Below are 17,828 nucleotides of genomic sequence, written 5' to 3' on the forward strand. Positions count from 1 at the left end.
CCATCAGTGCGCGAGCCCGTATTTTTTGACTTTATCAAAGAGGGTGGTCTTGGCCATGCCCAGTTCCTGGCTGGCCTGGGTCAGGTTGCCGCCGCTGCGTTGCAGGGCATCGTTGAGCAGGTTGCGTTCGAACGCTTCCACCGCCTCGGAAAACCCCAGCCCCTGCGCTGCATTGCTCCCCGGCTTTTTGAACGCCGGAAGGCCCAGGGCAAAACGTTCGGCCACGTTGCGCAGTTCCCGCACATTGCCCGGCCAGTCATGGCTCATCAGGCTGGACAGGGTCTGGTTATCCAGCTCCGGGGCCGCACGGTCGAAACGCAGTGATGATTGCTGCAGGAAGTATTCAAACAATTGCAGGATGTCTTCGCGGCGTTCGCGCAAAGGAGGCAGCTCAAGTGTGACCACGTTCAGGCGGTAGTACAGGTCGCTGCGAAACTGGCTGGCCTTGCTCAGTTGGTCGAGGTCGGATTTGGTCGCCGCGATAACCCGGCAGTCCACATCGATGCTCTGGTTGGAGCCCAGGCGCTCCAGAGTGCGCTCCTGCAAAACCCGCAGCAGTTTGATCTGCAGGTTGAGCGGCATGCTTTCCACTTCGTCGAGAAACAGCGTGCCGCCATGGGCGTGTTCGATTTTGCCGATGCGGCGTTTGCCTGCCCCGGTAAAGGCGTTGGCTTCGTGGCCGAAAATTTCGCTTTCAAACAGGTTTTCCGGCAGACCACCGCAGTTGAGGGCAACAAACTGCTGGGGCTGGCGGCGGCTGAAGTCGTGCAGGCAGCGGGCGACCAGCTCCTTGCCGGTACCGGTTTCACCTTCAATCAGCACGTTGGCTGAAGTATCGGCGACGTTGGCTATCAGTTCGCGCAACTGCTGCATGGCCGGCGAGCGGCCGATGATGCGTCCTTCAAGTGAATCACGCTCGGCAAGCTGACGGCGCAACGACCAGACTTCCCGCGCCAGGCTGCGCTGCTCCAGCGCACGACGGGCCACATCAACCAGGCGTTCGGGGGAGAAGGGTTTCTCCATAAAGTCATAGGCACCGTCACGCATGGCGCCCACGGCCATGGAAATATCGCCATGCCCGGTAATCAATACCACCGGCAGGGTGCGGTCGCGGGCCTTGAGGTGCTTGAGCAGTTCAAGACCATCCATTCCGGGCAGGCGGATATCACTGATGACGATACCCGGGAAGTTGTCGCCTACCAGCGCCAGCGCCTGTTCGGCACTGCTGACGCCTTCGCTGCGAATATCTTCGAGCGCCAGCGCCTGCTGGCAGCCGAGCAGAACATGGGGATCGTCTTCAACAATCAGGACCGTCAGGTCGTTATTCATGGCGTGTCGGCCTTAGCAGGTTGTACCAGCGGCAAAAGAAGGACAAATGCGACACCACCGGTGACCGGGAACTCGACACTGAGGCTGCCGCCGGCAGCAGCGGCCAGGCTGGCTGACAGGGTCAGGCCAAGGCCTAGACCCTGTTCGCCGGGTTTGGTGGTGAAGAAGGGTTCAAAGAGATGTTTGCGTGCTTCTGGCTCGATCCCGGGACCGTTATCGCGCACGCACAGACGGTATTTGGCGTCGTTGGGCTCGCCCGTCAGCCACAGTTGCGGTTGTGTCGCCTGACCTTGCATGGCGTCCAGCGCATTGCCGATCAGGTTGACCAGAATTTGCTCAAGTCGGGTTTGATCAATCTTGAGCGCCACCTCCGTGAAGTCTCGATGCAGTTGCACCCCTGATTCTTCCATGCGGCTGGCGAGCAGTTGCAGGGCGGCGTCAACGGCCTTGCCCAGGCAGGCCTGGCCATGATCGTCACCGCGGCGGGCGAAGGAGCGCAGGTTAGCGGTGATGCGGCCCATTCGGTCGACCAGATTGTTGATGGTGCCGAGGTTGTCCGCGGCGACCTTGAGATCACCGCGTTCAAGAAAGCGCACGGTATTGCCCGACAGCGTGCGCAAGGCCGCCAGCGGCTGGTTCAGTTCATGGGCGATGCTGGTGGACATCTGCCCGATGGCCGCCAGCTTGCCCGCCTGTACCAGTTCATCCTGGGCGCGGCGCAGGGTGTCTTCGGCCTGGCGCCGCTCGCGTATCTGGCCTTTGAGCCGTTCGTTGCTGGCCCGCAGGTGGGTGGTGCGCTCGGTGATCTTGCGCTCCAGCTGGTTGTTGGCCTCTTGCAGGGCTTCCCGTGCAGCCAGTCGGGTGGCTATCACTTTGCGTCGCTCATTCCAGGCAATCAGCAAAAAGGCCAGCAAGGCAAATGCCACCGCCACCAGCATTCCCTGGTTCGCCGCTTCACGGCGCAGGTCTTGCAATGGCGTGAGCAGGGTGATGTCCCAGGGGGTGTCGTTAAGCCTGCGGGTTTGCGCCAGGTAGCTGACTTCCTGGTGGTCGGTCACCACATCGTTACTGCTGGCGAAGGTGACTTTTTCTACGCCTTCGGCGAGGTTTTCCCGCTCCAGCGGTTCCAGCTCGTTAAGCGGCCACCAGTAGTACTGCAGGCTGCGGGCCAGGCGCTCCTTGGTGTCGGCACTGAGCGGGTGGATTGACTTGAGCCGCCGGGTAGGGTCGCTGGACAGGATGATAATGCCGTTCTCGTCGCTGACGTAGGCTTCGAGGCGGGCGCGTTGCCAGCGCTCCTCAAGGGCTTCGAGGCGGACTTTGATCACGGCCACGCCAATGATCTTGCCCTGCTCTTCCAGGCCGTGGGCGAGGTAGTAGCCGGGTTCACCCGAGGTACTGCCAATGCCGTAGAAGCGGCCGGGCTGGCCGCGTACGGCATCCTGAAAGTAGGCGCGAAATGACAGGTCCTCGCCCAGATAACTGTCGGTATCCCGCCAGTTGCTGGTGGCCATCACGCGGCCGGTGGTGTCGAGCACATAGATGGCCCGGCTGCGGCTGCGGCGGTTCAGGCCTTCGAGGTATTGATTGACGGTGACCCGGTTCTGCACGGAGGGATCGGCGAGCAATCGCGAAACGCTGGACTCCAGCTCCAGCAGGCTGGGCAGGTAAGTGTATTTGCCCAGCTCACTTTCAACGGTACGGGCATGCAGTTCCAGTTGGCGTTCGCCGGTTTCGCTCAGGGTACGAATACCGAAGTGTTCGCTGATGCGATAGCCCGCGTAGCCCAGGCCGATCGTCAACAGGATGATCAGCAGAGGCAGCAGGAAATGACGGAGCAGGCGAGGTTTCACGGCAAGTGAGGGCGGAGCACCGCGATAAATAGTGGGGTCGCATTTCATCACAGATGCCTTGGGTCAACCACTGTGCAGTGGTTGACCGTTCACGTAGATCCACTGTGGGAGCGGGATTGCTCGCGATGGGAGCGGCGCGGTTCATCAGTTAACCAGGATCGCTGCCATCGCGAGCAAGCCCGCTCCCACCCAAGCCGGTGGGAGCTGAACGGGTGTTTAGTGCTGCAGGATCTTGGCGAGGAAGTGCTGGGCACGCTCGGAGCGGGCCGATACATCACCGAAAAACTCTTCTTTCTCACAGTCTTCGACGATTTTGCCCTGATCCATAAAGATCACCCGATTGGCGACCTTGCGGGCAAAACCCATTTCGTGGGTCACGCACATCATGGTCATGCCTTCGTTGGCCAACTGCACCATGACGTCGAGCACTTCGTTGACCATTTCCGGGTCAAGGGCCGAGGTCGGTTCATCAAACAGCATGACGATCGGGTCCATGGCCAGGGCGCGGGCAATCGCCACACGTTGTTGTTGCCCGCCGGAAAGCTGGCCGGGGTGCTTGTGGGCATGGGCCGACAGGCCTACGCGTTCCAGAAGCTCAAGGCCTTTTTTGGTGGCTTCAGCCTTGCTGCGGCCCAATACCTTGACCTGGGCAATGGTCAGGTTTTCGGTGATGGTCATGTGCGGGAACAGTTCGAAGTGCTGGAACACCATGCCAACCCGCGAACGCAGCTTCGGCAGGTTGGTCTTCGGGTCGGCAATGGAGGTGCCGTCAACCACGATGTCGCCTTTCTGGAACGGTTCAAGGGCGTTGACGCACTTGATCAGGGTCGACTTGCCCGAGCCCGACGGGCCACAGACAACGACCACTTCGCCTTTTTTGACTTCAGTACTGCAATCGGTCAGTACCTGGAAGTCCCCGTACCACTTGTTGATGTTCTTGATCGAGATCATACGGCAAACCTTTTTTGCAGACGCTTGACCAGCAGCGAGGCGGAAAAGCTGATGATGAAATACACCAGACCGGCGAAGATCAGGAACTCATTGGAGCGGCCGATGATGTCGCCACTGGAACGCGAGGCATTGAGGAAATCCACCAGGCCAACCGTGTAGACCAGAGAGGTGTCCTGGAACAGGATAATGCTCTGTTGCAGCAGCAGCGGGGTCATTTTACGAAAGGCCTGGGGCAGGATGATCAGGCGCATGGCCTGGCCGTAGCTCATGCCCAGGGCCTTGGCTGCACCCATTTGCCCCTTGGGGATGGCCTGCACGCCTGCTCGCACGATTTCGCAGAAGTAGGCTGCTTCGAACATGACGAAGGCTACCAGGCACGACTCGAACGCCCCGATCGGGGTGTCCTTGCCGGTGATCCAGCGCAGCACGAACGGCACCGCCAGGTAGAACCAGGTAATCACCAGCAGTAGCGGGATGGAGCGGAAATAGTTCACGTAAGCGCCGGCCAGGTTGGCCATCCACTTGCTTGACGATAAACGCATCAGGGCCAGCACGGTGCCCAGGGCCACACCACCGACAACGCCCATGACCATCAGCTTGAGGGTCATGATCATGCCGTTCCACAGGCCCGGCAGGGCGGGGACAATCCCGCTGAAATCGAAGAAGTCCATTATTTGCCCCCCAGAGACATGAGACCGGGTACGGCTACTTTTTTCTCGATCAGGCGCATCAACAGCATCAGGCTCATGTTCAGGGTGAAGTAGATCAACGTGGCCAGGGTGAAGGCTTCAAACAGGTTGGCGGAAAACTCGGCCGTCTGTTTGGTTTGTGCCAGCAGTTCCATCAAACCGATCAGCGAGGCCACGGACGAGTTCTTGAACACGTTGAGGAATTCGGAGGTGAGCGGTGGAATGATGATTCGGTAGGCCTGTGGCAGCAGCACGTTCCAGTAGATCTGCGCCATGCTGAAACCCATGGCGCGGGCCGCTGCTTCCTGGCCCCGTGGCAGGGCTTCGATACCGGTACGTACCTGTTCGCAAACACGTGCGGCGGTAAACAGGCCCAGACACACGACAACGCTCAGATAAGCCGAAGTGGTCGGGTTGAGGTCCTGCTTGTACCATTCCTGCAGGTTGGGTGGCAGCAGATCGGGCACCAGGAAGTACCAGATAAACAGCTGCACCAGCAGCGGAACATTACGGAAGATTTCTACGTATACCGTGGCAATGCCCGCGATAAAGCGGTTCGGCAGGGTGCGCATCACGCCCAGCAGCGAACCCAGGATCAGCGCGACAATCCAGGCGACAACAGCGATAGCGATGGTCCAGCCCAAGCCGGAAATAAACCAGTCGAGATATGTCTCGCTGCCTACGCCGGTGGACTTGAAGAACACGCTCCAGTCCCAATTGTAATTCATGCAGGGTCTCCCCTCAGATGGGTCTATAAACAAGCACTTGCTTCAGGGAATCCGTTCTCACCCGGCAGGGTCGCCGGGCACACTTAGCCCGCTCGATAACCGGCGGGTCGAGTGCTCTCTAATGCAATAAGAAGCTTAGTCCAAAGGTGGTCGACACCCCCGGGCGCAATGGCTTGCGCCCGGGGGGTTCAGCCGGCTGAAATCAGGATTTCTTTTCTTCAGCCGGTTTGTCGTCTGCTGCCTTGTCGGTAGGGGTGGCAATCAACGCTTTGAGCTCATCGCTCATCGGGAACATCAGGTTCAGGCCTTTTGGTGGAATCGGCGACTCGAACCAGGTTTTGTAGGTGTCGTTGATCTTGCCCGACTTGTAGTAGGCAACGATGGCGTCATCCACGGCCTTTTTGAATTCCGGATCGCCTTTACGCAGCATGCAGCCGTAGATTTCGTAGGACTGTGGAGTGCCGGTCACGGCCCAGTCTGTAGGCTTCTTGGCTTTGGCCATTTCACCGGCCAGCAGGGCGTCGTCCATCATGAAAGCAACAGCACGGCCCGACTCCAGCATGTTGAAGGCTTCGCCGTGGTCTTTTGCCGAGATCACGTTCATGCCCATCTGCTTGTCGGCGTTCATCGCCTTGAGGATGCGCTCGGAGGTGGTACCAGCAGTGGTCACGACGTTTTTGCCTTTCAGGTCAGCGAAGTCCTTGTAAGGTGAGTCCTTTTTGGACAGCAGGCGCGTACCGATTTCGAAGATGCCGACCGAGAAGTCGACCTGCTGTTGGCGTTCAACGTTGTTGGTGGTGGAACCACACTCAACGTCAACGGTGCCGTTCTGCACCAGCGGGATACGGGTCTGGGAGGTAACGAGGTTGTACTTGACCTTCAGGTCCGGCATGTCGAGCTGTTTTTTCAGCCCTTCAACGATAGCCAGTTGCACATCATGGGAGTAGCCAACCGGTTTGCCGGAAGCGTCCGCGATGTAGGAGAACGGAATGGAGGAGTCACGATGCCCAAGGGTGATGGTGCCGGATTCTTTGATTTTCTTCAGTGTGCCGGTCAATTCGGCTGCAAAAACTGGAGTGCTAATCAGAGCTGCAGCAATTGCTGCGCCCAAAAGTTGCGGAACGATGCGCATCGATGTTTCCTCGACATTGTTTTTTTTATTGAGCCCGTTTGCAGGCCCTTTTTTACTCAGAACGTCTCAACAGGCTAAACGCTCTGTTTAAGCATTCGGCATAGAGTGTAGAGCATGAGTCGTGCCAGCCCTGGCATTAAAGTCTAACCTGCTGATTTATAACGAATTAAAGTTTTATGTCGGGACTTCGGTGGCATGCAGATGCCCGGAAAGCCGAATCATTGGGGGGGAGTGCGTTCGGAAAACCGAATGAAAGGCAGGCAGTGCGGGGGGGGAGGAGCGAAGGCCCGTGCAAGCGGACTCGCTCCCACGGGCCATCTAAACGCGAATTAAGCGGCCTGAACCTTGCGGTGTTTCAGGCCAAGGGTGGTCATGTACTGGCTCAGGTGGGCCTGTTCCTCGGCCGTGGTGAACAACCCAAGCTTGGTGCGGCGCCACAGGATGTCCTGTGCCTCCAGTGCCCATTCCTGGTTGCACAGGTAATCAACCTCACGGCTGTAAAGGCCGCTGCCGATATGCTCGCCCATGTCGCTCAGGCCTTGTGCACCTTCGAGCAAGCTCCAGGAGCGGTTGCCATAGGTGATTGCCCAGCGCTTGGCAATTGCGGCATCCAGCCAGCTGTATTTGCTGACCAGGGCCTCGCTCAGGGCTTTTGGCGTGGTCATGCCTTCGCCGCCGGGTAATGTCGCGCTGGCGGTCCAGCTCGGCTTGATCTGGGTGAAGTAGGGTGTCAGCTGTGCCATGGCCGATTCGGCCAGCTTGCGATAGGTGGTCAGTTTGCCGCCAAATACCGATAGAAGCGGGGCTTCGCCCGCTGCGCCAGACAATGCCAGGGTGTAGTCGCGGGTCACGGCCGAAGGGTTGTCGGACTCGTCATTGCACAGCGGGCGCACGCCGGAGTAGGTGCGCAGAATGTCGCTGCGGCTCACTTGCTGCTTGAAGTGGGCGTTGACCACATTAAGCAGGTAGTCGGTTTCTTCTTCGGTAATGCTGACCTTGGCCGGATCGCCGGTGTATTCGCGGTCAGTGGTGCCGATGATGGTGAACTGGTCCATGTACGGAATGGTGAACACAATCCGCTGGTCTTCGTTCTGCAGGATGAAGGCATTTGGCGCGTCATACAGCTTGGGCACAATCAGGTGGCTACCCTGGATCAGGCGGATGCCGTAAGGCGAGTCCAGCTTGAGGTCGTCCTTGATGAATTTGGCGACCCAGGGGCCGGCGGCATTGACCAGGGCCTTGCTGCGGATCGAAAACAGGCTGCCATCTGCACGTTCCAGGTTCAACTCCCACAAACCCTTGTTACGGCGCGCGCCGACGCAACGGGTCTGGGTGTGAACATGGGCGCCTTTTTCCCGCGCGGCCATGGCGTTGAGCACTACCAGGCGCGCGTCATCGACCCAGCAATCGGAGTATTCAAAACCTTTGGTGATTTCTGCTTTAAGGGGGCTGTTGGCACCGAACTTGAGGCTGGTTGAACCAGCCAGCTTTTCACGCTTGCCCAAATGGTCATACAGGAACAGGCCGGCACGGATCATCCACGCCGGGCGCAGGTGCGGTCGGTGCGGCAATACGAAACGCATCGGTTTAACGATATGCGGGGCTTTGGCCAGCAGCACTTCGCGTTCGGCCAGCGCTTCGCGCACCAGGCGGAACTCGTAATGTTCGAGGTAGCGCAGGCCACCGTGGATCAGCTTGCTGCTGGCAGAGGACGTGTGGCTGGCCAGATCGTCCTTTTCGCAAAGGAACACCGAGAGGCCGCGCCCGGCTGCATCTGCCGCAATCCCGACACCATTGATTCCACCACCAATAACGGCGACGTCGTAAACCTCAGCGAGGGGAGTGGCAGGCAAAGTGGTCAGGGGCATGGGTTGGCCTCGCGTTCTTTACGCATATTTGAATTCGAACATTAATGTTCATTTGCGAAAATATTAGCGGATAAAGGCGCGCGCAGCCAGCACCCTTCGATTGAAAAAACTCATCGAAGGGCGTCGAAAGGAAGAATTTCGAACATTTTAGTGTAGGGCAATGATTCTGCGGGAGCAGGCATTGCTCGCAATGCAGGCGCTGCGGCTCACCTGTCAGGTTGCGGTGATGCCATCGCGAGCAAGCCCGCCCCACAGCATCTGAACCCGCATCACTATCTGAGTGCGGTTACACCACTTCCAGACGAATTTTGTTCTGGGCCAGCAGTTGCGCCAGCTCCGGCACGGGCGGCTGGTCGGTGACCAGGCAATCGATCAAGGTGATCGGGCCCAAGCGGACCATTGCATTGCGGCCGAACTTGCTGGAGTCCGCTGCCAGGATAGTTTGTCGGGCATTGGCGATAATCGCCTGGGATACGCGTACTTCCTGATAGTCAAAGTCCAGCAAGCTGCCGTCAGAATCGATACCGCTGATACCAACCAAGGCGAAGTCGAACTTGAACTGGTTGATAAAGTCGACGCTGGCCTGACCGACGATGCCACCATCGCGGCGCACATTGCCGCCGGCGATCAGTACTTCGAAGTCGTCTTTTGCGCTCAGGATCGACGCAACATGCAGGTTGTTGGTGATGATTTTCAGGTGATTGTGGTTGAGCAGCGCCCGGGCAATCGACTCGGTGGTGGTGCCGATATTGATGAAAATCGAGGCGTGATCGGGAATCTGGGCGGCAATGGCTTCGCCAATGCGGCGCTTTTCATCGCGCATCTGGTCGGCCCGCATGGCGTAGGCGGTGTTCTCTACACTGGAGTCATAGGCGGCGCCACCGTGGTAGCGGCGCAACAGGTCGGCTTCTGCCAACTGGTTGATGTCACGGCGAATGGTCTGCGGCGTGACGACGAACAACTGAGCCATTTCCTCGATGCTGACATAACCGCGCTCGCGTACGAGTTCGAGGATCTGCTGTTGGCGTGGAGGCAGATTCATGGAGTTTCCTTTGGGCGGCGAAGCAAATTCACCCATGATGCCGCAGGAAAGCGTCGTCTGCTACTCGCAGGTGCCTCAAGCAACTGCGGGCGCCATAGGCGCCCGCAGATGTAATTGCCCGTACTTAGTTGCTTTCTTCGTGAGGTTCCCAGTCGCGGGTACGGCTTACGGCTTTTTTCCAGCCGGCATAGAGCTTCTCTTTGCAGCTTTCGTCCAGTGCAGGTTCGAACTCGCGCTCGATCACCGCCTTGCCGCGCAGTTCATCCAGGCTGCCCCAGAAGCCGCAAGCCAGACCCGCCAGGTAGGCAGCGCCCAAGGCCGTGGTTTCACGCATTTGCGGGCGTTCAACCTGGGTGCCGAGGATGTCTGCCTGAAACTGCATCAGGAAGTTGTTGGCTACGGCACCACCGTCTACACGCAGGGCTTTGAGGCGTTCGCCGGAGTCCTGTTGCATAGCGTCCAGTACGTCCCGTGTCTGGTAGGCAATCGACTCCAGCGCAGCACGAATGATGTGGTCTACGCGTACACCGCGAGTAAGGCCGAACAGTGCGCCACGGGCATACGGGTCCCAGTAGGGGGCACCGAGGCCGGTGAAGGCAGGCACCAGATACACGCCATTGCTGTCTTTGACTTTATTGGCGAAGTATTCGGTGTCGTGGGCGTCGTTGATGATCTTCAGTTCGTCACGCAGCCATTGCACGGTGGAACCACCGTTGAACACGGCGCCTTCCAGGGCGTAGGCCACTTCGCCGCGGGGGCCGCAGGCGATGGTGGTCAGCATGCCGTGGGTCGACTTCACGGCGTTGGCGCCGGTGTTCATCAGCAGGAAGCAGCCGGTGCCGTAGGTGTTCTTGGCCTGGCCGGGCTCGACGCACATCTGGCCAAACAGCGCGGCCTGTTGGTCGCCGGCAATGCCGCCGATGGCGATACCGCTTTTGGTGCGGCCGTAGATTTCTGAAGACGACTTCACTTCAGGCAACATTTCGCGCGGGATATCCAGCACCTCCAGCATCTTGGCATCCCACTCCAGAGTGTGGATGTTAAAGAGCATGGTGCGCGAGGCGTTGGTGTAATCGGTAACGTGGGTTTTGCCGCCGGTAAATTTCCAGATCAGCCAGCTGTCGATGGTGCCAAACAGCAGTTCGCCTTTGCGCGCCCGTTCGCGGCTGCCTTCGACGTTGTCGAGGATCCACTTCAGTTTGGTGCCGGAGAAGTACGGGTCGGTCACCAGGCCGGTGGTGTCGCTGATGTATTGCTCGTGACCGTCGCGTTTGAGCTGCTCGCAGATCTCGGTGCTGCGACGGCATTGCCAGACGATGGCGTTGTAGATCGGGCGGCCGCTTTCTTTGTCCCAGACCACCGTGGTTTCGCGCTGGTTGGTAATGCCGATGGCGGCAACCTGGTCATGATGCAGGCCGGCCTGGGCCAGGGCCTCAACCATCACGGCGCTCTGGGTGGCAAAAATCTCCATCGGGTCGTGTTCGACCCAGCCCGGTTGCGGGTAATGCTGTTGGAACTCACGTTGTGCTGTGCACACCACGTTGGCGTCACGATCGAAGATGATCGCTCGCGAACTGGTGGTGCCTTGGTCCAGCGCAATGATGTAGTTCTTATTCTGAGTGTCGGTCATTTGTTAGTGCCTTGCAGAATGAGGGAGGTTGCGGGCGCGAGACAGGTAACGGGCAGTAGGTCTCGTGCGCCCCGTTTCATCAGTCGGTATCAGGATGCCTGGGTCTTTGCAGGCGCAGCGGCTTGGGTAACCGCATCTGCCGGGGCAATGTCAGGCAAGTGCCGGGCAATCATCCCGCGATAAATGGCAGCACCCAGACAGGCACCTACGATGGGTGCAAAAATGGGAATCAGGAAATACGGGATATCGCGCCCGCCGGTGAACGAGACGTCCCCCCAACCAGCGAAGAAAGTCATCAGCTTGGGCCCGAAATCACGCGCAGGGTTCATCGCAAAACCGGTCAATGGGCCCATCGAGCTGCCAATGACGGCGATCAGCAAGCCGATCAGCAGGGGGGCCAATGGGCCACGGGGCAAGCCGTTTTTGTCGTCGGTCAGGGCCATGATTACGCCCATAAGGATAGCGGTTATCACAAGCTCGACGAGGAAGGCCTGCAGCGTTGTCAGCGAAGGGTGCGGGTAGGTCGAGAATACCGAGGCCAATTCCAGGCTGGCCTGGCTGCCACGTACCATCTGGTGGGCTTGTTCGTAATCGAAGAACAGGTTGCTGTAGAGCGTGTAAACCAACGCCGCTGCGCAAAAGGCCCCTGCGATCTGGGCGAGGATATAGAAAGGCAGTTTACGTTTTTCAAAATCGGTGAACAGGCACAGCGCAATGCTGACCGCCGGGTTCAGGTGTGCGCCGGAAACGCCCGCCGTCAGATAAATCGCCATGCTGACGCCAATGCCCCAGATGATGCTGATTTCCCATAGGCCAAAACTTGCGCCCGCGACCTTGAGAGCCGCAACACAGCCGGTACCGAAGAATATCAAAAGTGCGGTGCCGAGAAACTCGGCCAGGCACTGGCCTGAAAGTGTGGGGTGCTGCGATGCAGTCGACATGTAAAACCTCGTTATTGTTTTTTTTTGACGTCGTCAATCAGGGTGGCAGTGCGCCTGAGCCTGGACCGGGAACTGCGTATTTGTGTTTTACGCTGTCAGGCTGAGTCGTGTGAGTATATTCAGATTCGAAAAAATATAGACAAGAAACACTGCTGTCAAAGGTCGAAAGTGAACGGGTATTCACATTCTGACTTCAGATGAGTGCTTTGGTATTGGTTTTTATGTAAACAAAGACTACGAATTGAGAGGGGTAAAGGTAACTTTTTAGCTACATGCAGGGTCTGTAACCTCGGTTTCAGCGCCTTTTTACGGGGTAATAGCCTAAAATCGGCCATCGTATTTCTTTCTCCTCTGCAAAACTGGAGCTGTCATGACGCCTGCACTGGACCTGCTGAAAAAAGTTCGCGCCGAACATCGGGTACACAGCTATGAACACGACCCCAAGGCGGCATCCTACGGCCTGGAGGCCGCAGAAAAGCTTGGCCTGGAGCCTGCGCAAGTGTTCAAGACGCTGTTGGCCAGCAGTGAAAAGGGCGAGTTGCTGGTTGCCGTCGTACCGGTCGTCGGAAGTCTTGATTTGAAAGCGCTGGCTCAGGCAGCGGGGGTGAAAAAAGTCGAAATGGCGGACCCGGCGGCGGCTCAGCGCTCCACAGGTTATCTGCTTGGCGGGATCAGCCCGTTGGGGCAAAAGAAGCGCCTGCGTACTTTTATTGATAAAAGTGCCGAGGGTTTTTCGACTATTTTTGTCAGCGCCGGACGACGCGGCCTGGAGGTGGAACTGGCGCCTGCGGTGCTGGCAGAGCACACGCAAGCGAAGTTCGCAGAAGTAGGCAGGGCGTAAGCGCTGCCACAGGTTTTTAGTGCGCTGTGCTGAAACGCCTTACACCTGATTCGGATTGCGGGATTTGCGCCGCTATGCTGCCGCTGGTTTGAAACATCACCAGGTGTTCGGCGGCAACGCGAATGCCCACTTCAGCGCCAGGCAAGTGGTCGGCATGACTCGGGAAGATCGACTCCAGCTGGCTGCCTGTCGGCAGTTGCAGGCGATAAAGGGTCGATGCGCCGAGAAATGTCTTGCCGATGATCCGCGCCTTCAAATCGCTGTCCGGTGCGTAGACGATATCGTCCGGGCGCAGCAATACATCCACTGCACCGCCCGTTGGCCAGGTATACGCACGGTTGCCACGCAAGACACCCAGCTCGGTTTGTACCGATTCAGGTGTCAGCAACTGGCCGCGAATAAAGTAGCCCTGACCGATAAAGCTCGCCACAAAGGGCGTCTGAGGTTCGTGGTAGAGGTTGTAAGGGGTGTCCCACTGTTCAAGGCGGCCTTCCTTGAACACGCCAACATGATCGCTGACAGCGAAGGCTTCTTCCTGATCGTGTGTCACCAAAATCGCACTTGTACCACGGGCTTTCAGGATATCGCGCACTTCGTGGCTGAGCTTGCGGCGCAGCTCGCCATCCAGGTTGGAGAATGGCTCATCCAGCAACAGCAGTTGCGGCTCGGGTGCCAGGGCGCGGGCCAGGGCAACGCGTTGCTGCTGACCACCTGATAACTCGTGCGCAAAGCGTTTGCCCAGGTTTTTAAGGTTGACCAGCTCAAGCAGCTCTTCGGTCACACGGTCTTTGTTCGGGTGCTTGCGAATGCCGAAGGCAATGTTGTCGGCCACGCTCAGGTGCGGGAACAGGGCGTAGTCCTGAAACACCATACCAATACGACGTTTCTCGGGTGCCAAGGTGAAGCCGGCGCTGGAGATCACTTCGCCTGCCAGCCTGATTTCACCCTGGTGTACCGGTTCGAACCCGGCAATAGCACGCAATGTCGTGGTTTTGCCGCACCCCGAAGAGCCCAGCAAGCAGCCGATATCACCGGCATTGAGATGCAGGTTGAGGTTTTGCACCACGCTCTGGCCCTGATACCCACAGGCCAGATCACGAAGGTTTAGCAATAGCGGCTGACTCATGCGGATTGGTACGCCGGTTGGACAAGGAATTCGAGCAGCGCTTTTTGCGCATGCAGGCGGTTTTCGGCCTGATCCCAGGCCACGGAGCGAGGGTCGTCCAGCAGGTCGACGCTGATCTCTTCGCCGCGATGAGCTGGCAGGCAGTGCATGAACAGTACGTCATCGGCCGCCAGGTCGAGCAGGGCACGGTTGACCTGATACGGGGCAAACAGTTCGAGGCGCTTGGCCGTTTCGTCTTCCTGACCCATTGATGTCCATACGTCGGTGCTCACCAGGTGGGCGCCAATCACGGCATCACGCGGGTCGCGAACGATGGTAACGCGTTCGCCTGCCAGCGCCACGAACTCGGGGTTGGGCTCATAGCCTTGCGGGCAGGCAACACGCAGGTGGAAGTCAAACTGGATAGCCGCTTCTATATAGCTGTTGCACATGTTGTTGCCGTCACCAATCCAGGCCACGGTCTTGCCCTTGATCGATCCGCGATGCTCAAGGAAGGTCTGCATGTCAGCCAGCAGCTGGCATGGGTGCAGGTCGTCCGACAGGCCATTGATAACCGGTACGCGGGAATTGGCCGCAAACTCGGTCAGGGTGCTGTGGGCGAAGGTGCGGATCATGACGGCGTCAAGCATGCGTGACATGACGATGGCGCAGTCGCCTATCGGTTCGCCACGACCCAGTTGGGTATCTCGTGGTGACAGAAAAATGGCCTGGCCACCGAGCTGGATCATGCCAGCTTCAAATGACAGGCGGGTGCGGGTCGATGATTTTTCGAAAATCATGCCCAGTACGCGACCTTTCAAGGGTTCGAACAGAACGCTGCGCTGGCGCAGGTCCTTAAGCTCGATGCCGCGGCGAATCACGCTGACTAGCTCTTCGGGAGTGCAATCCATCAGGGAGAGAAAGTGCCTTGCGCTCATCATTAACTACCTTTTTTTGCAACGATCGCAGATGCTCAAGGCCGGGGTTTTCGGAAAAACGGGCGAGACCTGCGGCGAAAGCCGCACGGGGCGACGAAATAGGGGAAGGCGCGATCTTATAAGGAAATGTCGCGTCTTGCCAATAAGGGTCATATGTATAGAGGTTTGAGCGGGTCTTGCGCTGCATGAGCCACATCAGGCGGTTTGCCTCACCTCAGCTGCCCATTTGTACACTGCCGTGGCGTAGCTTGGCAATTGCGAGGGGGGGCGAGGTCGTCGTATTTGTCATCGCTGGCGAGGAGCGACGGCTGCGATGGCGTTGTCAGCATTCCTGTCATGAGGCGGGGTTTAACTGCTCGCAGCCATCGTTTCTCGGCAGGGACAACAAGCTTTGTGGAGGGAGCAGGGGCATACTATTGTCTGTCGGGGAGACCGAGCGTCGCGCTCGGCTTTCCGTTACAATGCGCCACCGTGCCGACATCTGCGTCGGAAAGTTCAGCCGAGGTGCTCCATGGATATCATCGAAACTATTAAAGACCAGATTGCCAACAACACCATTCTGCTCTACATGAAAGGCTCCCCGAATGCCCCGCAGTGCGGCTTTTCGGCTAAAGCTGCTCAGGCAGTCATGGGGTGTGGCGAGAAGTTCGCTTACGTGGACATCCTCCAGAATCCTGAAATTCGTGCCAATCTGCCAAAGTACGCCAACTGGCCAACTTTCCCGCAATTGTGGGTAGGTGGCGAGCTGGTTGGCGGTAGCGACATCATGGCTGAAATGGCCGCTGATGGTTCTTTGCAGGCTTTGATCAAAGAAGCTGTCGAGAAAGCCGCAGCAAACAAGACTGAAGCGTGATATCAGTCGCGTCGTGACAGTTGTTTTGTCGCACGCATAAAAAAGCCCCGCCTCTGTGATAAACAAGGCGGGGCTTTTTAATGGGTGTTAGTTACTCACCCATTTGCGATTGCAGGTAATTCTCAATACCCACTTTGTCGATCAGGCCCAACTGAGTTTCCAGCCAGTCGATATGTTCTTCTTCCGACTCAAGAATATCTTCGAGCATTTCCCGGCTGCCAAAGTCACCAACTACTTCACAATGGGCAATGGCGGCCTTGAGGTCGGCGTGGCCAGTCTTCTCGATGCGCAGGTCACACTCCAGCATTTCCTTGGTGTGCTCGCCGATATGCAGCTTGCCCAAGTCCTGTACGTTTGGCAGGCCTTCCAGGAACAGGATGCGTTTAATCAGTTTGTCCGCGTGTTTCATCTCGTCGATGGACTCGTGGTACTCATGCGCGCCCAACTTCTCCAGGCCCCAATCCTGATACATGCGTGCATGCAGGAAGTATTGGTTGATTGCGACCAGTTCGTTGCCGAGAATTTTGTTGAGGTGCTGAATAACCGAAATGTCGCCTTTCATGGCTGGGGCCTGCCTTAATTAACTGTATATAGGGCAGAGTTTGATCCGCACCTTGCAGACTGTCAAACCTAAGTATTTGAATAATAAATGAAAATTAATCGGAATAAGAATGTTTGTGTTCCGCGTCTTGGGCCTAAGCACTTGAATTCTGGGCATAAAAAAACCGGACGCTATGTCCGGTTCTTTGGAATTGGTTAATCAGGCGACTGAAAATTCTGCCGGGAAACTCATGACAGCCTGGCTGGCTTGCAGCGAGGAAAGGGTTTCGCGAACCACTTGCTTGGCCAGACAGGCACATTTGCCACATTGGCTGGCAACACCTGTCGCTTCACGCACTTCACGGTAACTGCAGCAACCGTCGTAGATTGCGTCGCGGATTTTTCCATCGGTGACGCCAGTGCAAAGGCAAACGTACATAAATAAGAACCATCGCTGGTTGGGATTCAATGCCAAGGATCTTAATGTTAACGAGAATGATTGTCAAAGTACCTTGAGTCTCAATTGAGGGTCTCAGGCACTGTGCTGACGAACGGTTCTTTTGAGCGCTTTCGGGCGGGTGAAAAAGGGTGCCTGCCAGTTCCGACGAGCGGTGTATGATGACCGGTCTTTTTACCCGGGAGCTGATTGCCTGGCGTCGTTTTCAACGGCTGCCCAATCAGGTTCTGTTTTTCACGCTGCACACCAGGAGATATCCAATGAGCGTACTCGTAGGCAAACAAGCCCCTGACTTCACCGTCGCCGCCGTACTTGGCACTGGCGAAATCGTTGACAGCTTCACGCTGTCCTCCGCCATCAAAGGCAAATATGGCCTGGTGTTCTTCTACCCACTGGACTTCACTTTCGTATGCCCGTCCGAGCTGATCGCACTGGATCACCGTATTCCTGAGTTCCAGGCGCGCAATGTTGAAGTGGTTGCGGTGTCCATTGACTCCCATTTCACCCACAACGCATGGCGCAACACGCCAGTGAACAATGGCGGCATCGGCCAGGTGAAATACACCATGGCTGCCGACATCAATCACGCCATCTGCAAGGCCTACGACGTTGAAACCGAAGGCGGCGTGGCTCTGCGCGGCGCGTTCCTGATCGACGACAAAGGCGTTGTGCGCTCGCAGATCGTCAACGACCTGCCACTGGGCCGCAACATGGACGAGCTGCTGCGTCTGGTTGACGCCCTGCAATTCCACGAAGAGCACGGCGAAGTTTGCCCGGCCAACTGGAAAAAAGGCGACAAGGGCATGACCGCTTCGACTGCAGGTGTTGCGGCTTACCTGACTGAAAATGCTGACCAGCTGTAATCGTCAGTTTCAGGCATAAAAAAACCGGACCCAGTGTCCGGTTTTTTTATGGTGCGCTGTAAGCCTTT

General features: G+C 57.6%; 17 protein-coding genes. 3 read left to right on the forward strand and 14 right to left on the reverse strand.

The genetic code is table 11. From position 1 onward, the window contains the following. Positions 1-3 precede the first annotated feature (3 nt). The 10 genes from V6L81_RS08420 to V6L81_RS08465 form a co-directional block, all read right to left on the reverse strand. Entirely contained in the window at positions 4-1,329 is a 1,326-nt protein-coding gene (locus tag V6L81_RS08420) for a sigma-54 dependent transcriptional regulator (RefSeq protein WP_095001411.1), read from the reverse strand. Beyond that, the gene (locus tag V6L81_RS08425) at positions 1,326-3,230 is read right to left on the reverse strand and encodes an ATP-binding protein (protein WP_095020398.1); all 1,905 of its coding nucleotides are present in this window, start codon (positions 3,228-3,230) and stop codon (positions 1,326-1,328) included. Before V6L81_RS08425 ends, V6L81_RS08420 begins: the two co-directional genes overlap by 4 nt. 168 nt (positions 3,231-3,398) lie before the next feature. Continuing rightward, entirely contained in the window at positions 3,399-4,133 is a 735-nt protein-coding gene (locus tag V6L81_RS08430) for an amino acid ABC transporter ATP-binding protein (protein WP_016779681.1), read from the reverse strand. Next, positions 4,130-4,804, reverse strand: coding sequence for an amino acid ABC transporter permease (locus V6L81_RS08435; protein WP_019823564.1), 675 nt, complete (start codon positions 4,802-4,804; stop codon positions 4,130-4,132). The genes V6L81_RS08430 and V6L81_RS08435 overlap by 4 nt, the downstream gene beginning before the upstream one ends. After that, positions 4,804-5,550, reverse strand: a complete 747-nt coding sequence (locus V6L81_RS08440; RefSeq protein WP_016779683.1) for an amino acid ABC transporter permease — start codon at positions 5,548-5,550, stop codon at positions 4,804-4,806. The genes V6L81_RS08435 and V6L81_RS08440 overlap by 1 nt, the downstream gene beginning before the upstream one ends. A 202-nt stretch (positions 5,551-5,752) precedes the next feature. Next, complete coding sequence (locus V6L81_RS08445; protein ID WP_095001409.1) at positions 5,753-6,682, reverse strand: glutamate/aspartate ABC transporter substrate-binding protein; 930 nt, start codon at positions 6,680-6,682, stop codon at positions 5,753-5,755. Between the two features lie 329 nt (positions 6,683-7,011). Next, positions 7,012-8,550 carry a glycerol-3-phosphate dehydrogenase gene (glpD, locus tag V6L81_RS08450; protein ID WP_095001408.1) on the reverse strand — a complete coding sequence of 513 codons (1,539 nt, stop codon included), beginning with the start codon at positions 8,548-8,550 and terminating at the stop codon, positions 7,012-7,014. Positions 8,551-8,836: 286 nt separating this feature from the next. Then, positions 8,837-9,592 (reverse strand): DeoR family transcriptional regulator, encoded by a 756-nt coding sequence (locus tag V6L81_RS08455; protein ID WP_019823558.1) that lies wholly within the window; start codon positions 9,590-9,592, stop codon positions 8,837-8,839. 124 nt (positions 9,593-9,716) lie between these two features. Further along, positions 9,717-11,222, reverse strand: a complete 1,506-nt coding sequence (gene glpK / locus V6L81_RS08460; RefSeq protein WP_095001407.1) for a glycerol kinase GlpK — start codon at positions 11,220-11,222, stop codon at positions 9,717-9,719. A gap of 89 nt (positions 11,223-11,311) precedes the next feature. After that, the gene (locus V6L81_RS08465; protein WP_095001406.1) at positions 11,312-12,163 is read right to left on the reverse strand and encodes an MIP/aquaporin family protein; all 852 of its coding nucleotides are present in this window, start codon (positions 12,161-12,163) and stop codon (positions 11,312-11,314) included. 370 nt (positions 12,164-12,533) lie between these two features. Here V6L81_RS08465 and ybaK point away from each other — a divergent pair, with 370 nt between their 5' ends. Beyond that, complete coding sequence (gene ybaK / locus V6L81_RS08470; RefSeq protein ID WP_095001405.1) at positions 12,534-13,004, forward strand: Cys-tRNA(Pro) deacylase; 471 nt, start codon at positions 12,534-12,536, stop codon at positions 13,002-13,004. 16 nt (positions 13,005-13,020) lie between these two features. On the opposite strand, the gene V6L81_RS08475 is transcribed toward ybaK, so the two are convergent. Continuing rightward, complete coding sequence (locus tag V6L81_RS08475; RefSeq protein WP_095001404.1) at positions 13,021-14,130, reverse strand: ABC transporter ATP-binding protein; 1,110 nt, start codon at positions 14,128-14,130, stop codon at positions 13,021-13,023. After that, the gene (gene argF / locus V6L81_RS08480; protein ID WP_095001403.1) at positions 14,127-15,047 is read right to left on the reverse strand and encodes an ornithine carbamoyltransferase; all 921 of its coding nucleotides are present in this window, start codon (positions 15,045-15,047) and stop codon (positions 14,127-14,129) included. The genes V6L81_RS08475 and argF overlap by 4 nt, the downstream gene beginning before the upstream one ends. A gap of 511 nt (positions 15,048-15,558) precedes the next feature. Here argF and grxD point away from each other — a divergent pair. Further along, entirely contained in the window at positions 15,559-15,900 is a 342-nt protein-coding gene (grxD, locus tag V6L81_RS08485; RefSeq protein ID WP_016779691.1) for a Grx4 family monothiol glutaredoxin, read from the forward strand. 91 nt (positions 15,901-15,991) lie between these two features. Here the strand turns inward: grxD and bfr are convergent, their stop codons facing one another. Continuing rightward, the gene (bfr, locus tag V6L81_RS08490) at positions 15,992-16,462 is read right to left on the reverse strand and encodes a bacterioferritin (protein WP_016779692.1); all 471 of its coding nucleotides are present in this window, start codon (positions 16,460-16,462) and stop codon (positions 15,992-15,994) included. A 198-nt stretch (positions 16,463-16,660) separates the two neighbouring features. Then, positions 16,661-16,879, reverse strand: a complete 219-nt coding sequence (locus V6L81_RS08495) for a bacterioferritin-associated ferredoxin (RefSeq protein WP_016779693.1) — start codon at positions 16,877-16,879, stop codon at positions 16,661-16,663. Positions 16,880-17,157: 278 nt separating this feature from the next. Between V6L81_RS08495 and V6L81_RS08500 the strand changes: the two genes are divergently transcribed. Next, entirely contained in the window at positions 17,158-17,760 is a 603-nt protein-coding gene (locus tag V6L81_RS08500; protein ID WP_095001402.1) for a peroxiredoxin, read from the forward strand. Positions 17,761-17,828 lie beyond the last annotated feature (68 nt).

Origin of the sequence: Pseudomonas bubulae, assembly GCF_037023725.1 — a bacterium.
Taxonomy (GTDB): domain Bacteria; phylum Pseudomonadota; class Gammaproteobacteria; order Pseudomonadales; family Pseudomonadaceae; genus Aquipseudomonas; species Aquipseudomonas bubulae.

What these genes read in the sequence shown, in the direction of transcription:
- V6L81_RS08420 (WP_095001411.1), bottom strand. Translation starts at nt 1,329, where the DNA reads ATGAATAACGACCTGACGGTCCTGATTGTTGAAGACGATCCCCATGTT.
- V6L81_RS08425 (WP_095020398.1), bottom strand. Translation starts at nt 3,230, where the DNA reads ATGAAATGCGACCCCACTATTTATCGCGGTGCTCCGCCCTCACTTGCC.
- V6L81_RS08430 (WP_016779681.1), bottom strand. Translation starts at nt 4,133, where the DNA reads ATGATCTCGATCAAGAACATCAACAAGTGGTACGGGGACTTCCAGGTA.
- V6L81_RS08435 (WP_019823564.1), bottom strand. Translation starts at nt 4,804, where the DNA reads ATGGACTTCTTCGATTTCAGCGGGATTGTCCCCGCCCTGCCGGGCCTG.
- V6L81_RS08440 (WP_016779683.1), bottom strand. Translation starts at nt 5,550, where the DNA reads ATGAATTACAATTGGGACTGGAGCGTGTTCTTCAAGTCCACCGGCGTA.
- V6L81_RS08445 (WP_095001409.1), bottom strand. Translation starts at nt 6,682, where the DNA reads ATGCGCATCGTTCCGCAACTTTTGGGCGCAGCAATTGCTGCAGCTCTG.
- glpD (WP_095001408.1), bottom strand. Translation starts at nt 8,550, where the DNA reads ATGCCCCTGACCACTTTGCCTGCCACTCCCCTCGCTGAGGTTTACGAC.
- V6L81_RS08455 (WP_019823558.1), bottom strand. Translation starts at nt 9,592, where the DNA reads ATGAATCTGCCTCCACGCCAACAGCAGATCCTCGAACTCGTACGCGAG.
- glpK (WP_095001407.1), bottom strand. Translation starts at nt 11,222, where the DNA reads ATGACCGACACTCAGAATAAGAACTACATCATTGCGCTGGACCAAGGC.
- V6L81_RS08465 (WP_095001406.1), bottom strand. Translation starts at nt 12,163, where the DNA reads ATGTCGACTGCATCGCAGCACCCCACACTTTCAGGCCAGTGCCTGGCC.
- ybaK (WP_095001405.1), top strand. Translation starts at nt 12,534, where the DNA reads ATGACGCCTGCACTGGACCTGCTGAAAAAAGTTCGCGCCGAACATCGG.
- V6L81_RS08475 (WP_095001404.1), bottom strand. Translation starts at nt 14,130, where the DNA reads ATGAGTCAGCCGCTATTGCTAAACCTTCGTGATCTGGCCTGTGGGTAT.
- argF (WP_095001403.1), bottom strand. Translation starts at nt 15,047, where the DNA reads ATGAGCGCAAGGCACTTTCTCTCCCTGATGGATTGCACTCCCGAAGAG.
- grxD (WP_016779691.1), top strand. Translation starts at nt 15,559, where the DNA reads ATGGATATCATCGAAACTATTAAAGACCAGATTGCCAACAACACCATT.
- bfr (WP_016779692.1), bottom strand. Translation starts at nt 16,462, where the DNA reads ATGAAAGGCGACATTTCGGTTATTCAGCACCTCAACAAAATTCTCGGC.
- V6L81_RS08495 (WP_016779693.1), bottom strand. Translation starts at nt 16,879, where the DNA reads ATGTACGTTTGCCTTTGCACTGGCGTCACCGATGGAAAAATCCGCGAC.
- V6L81_RS08500 (WP_095001402.1), top strand. Translation starts at nt 17,158, where the DNA reads ATGAGCGTACTCGTAGGCAAACAAGCCCCTGACTTCACCGTCGCCGCC.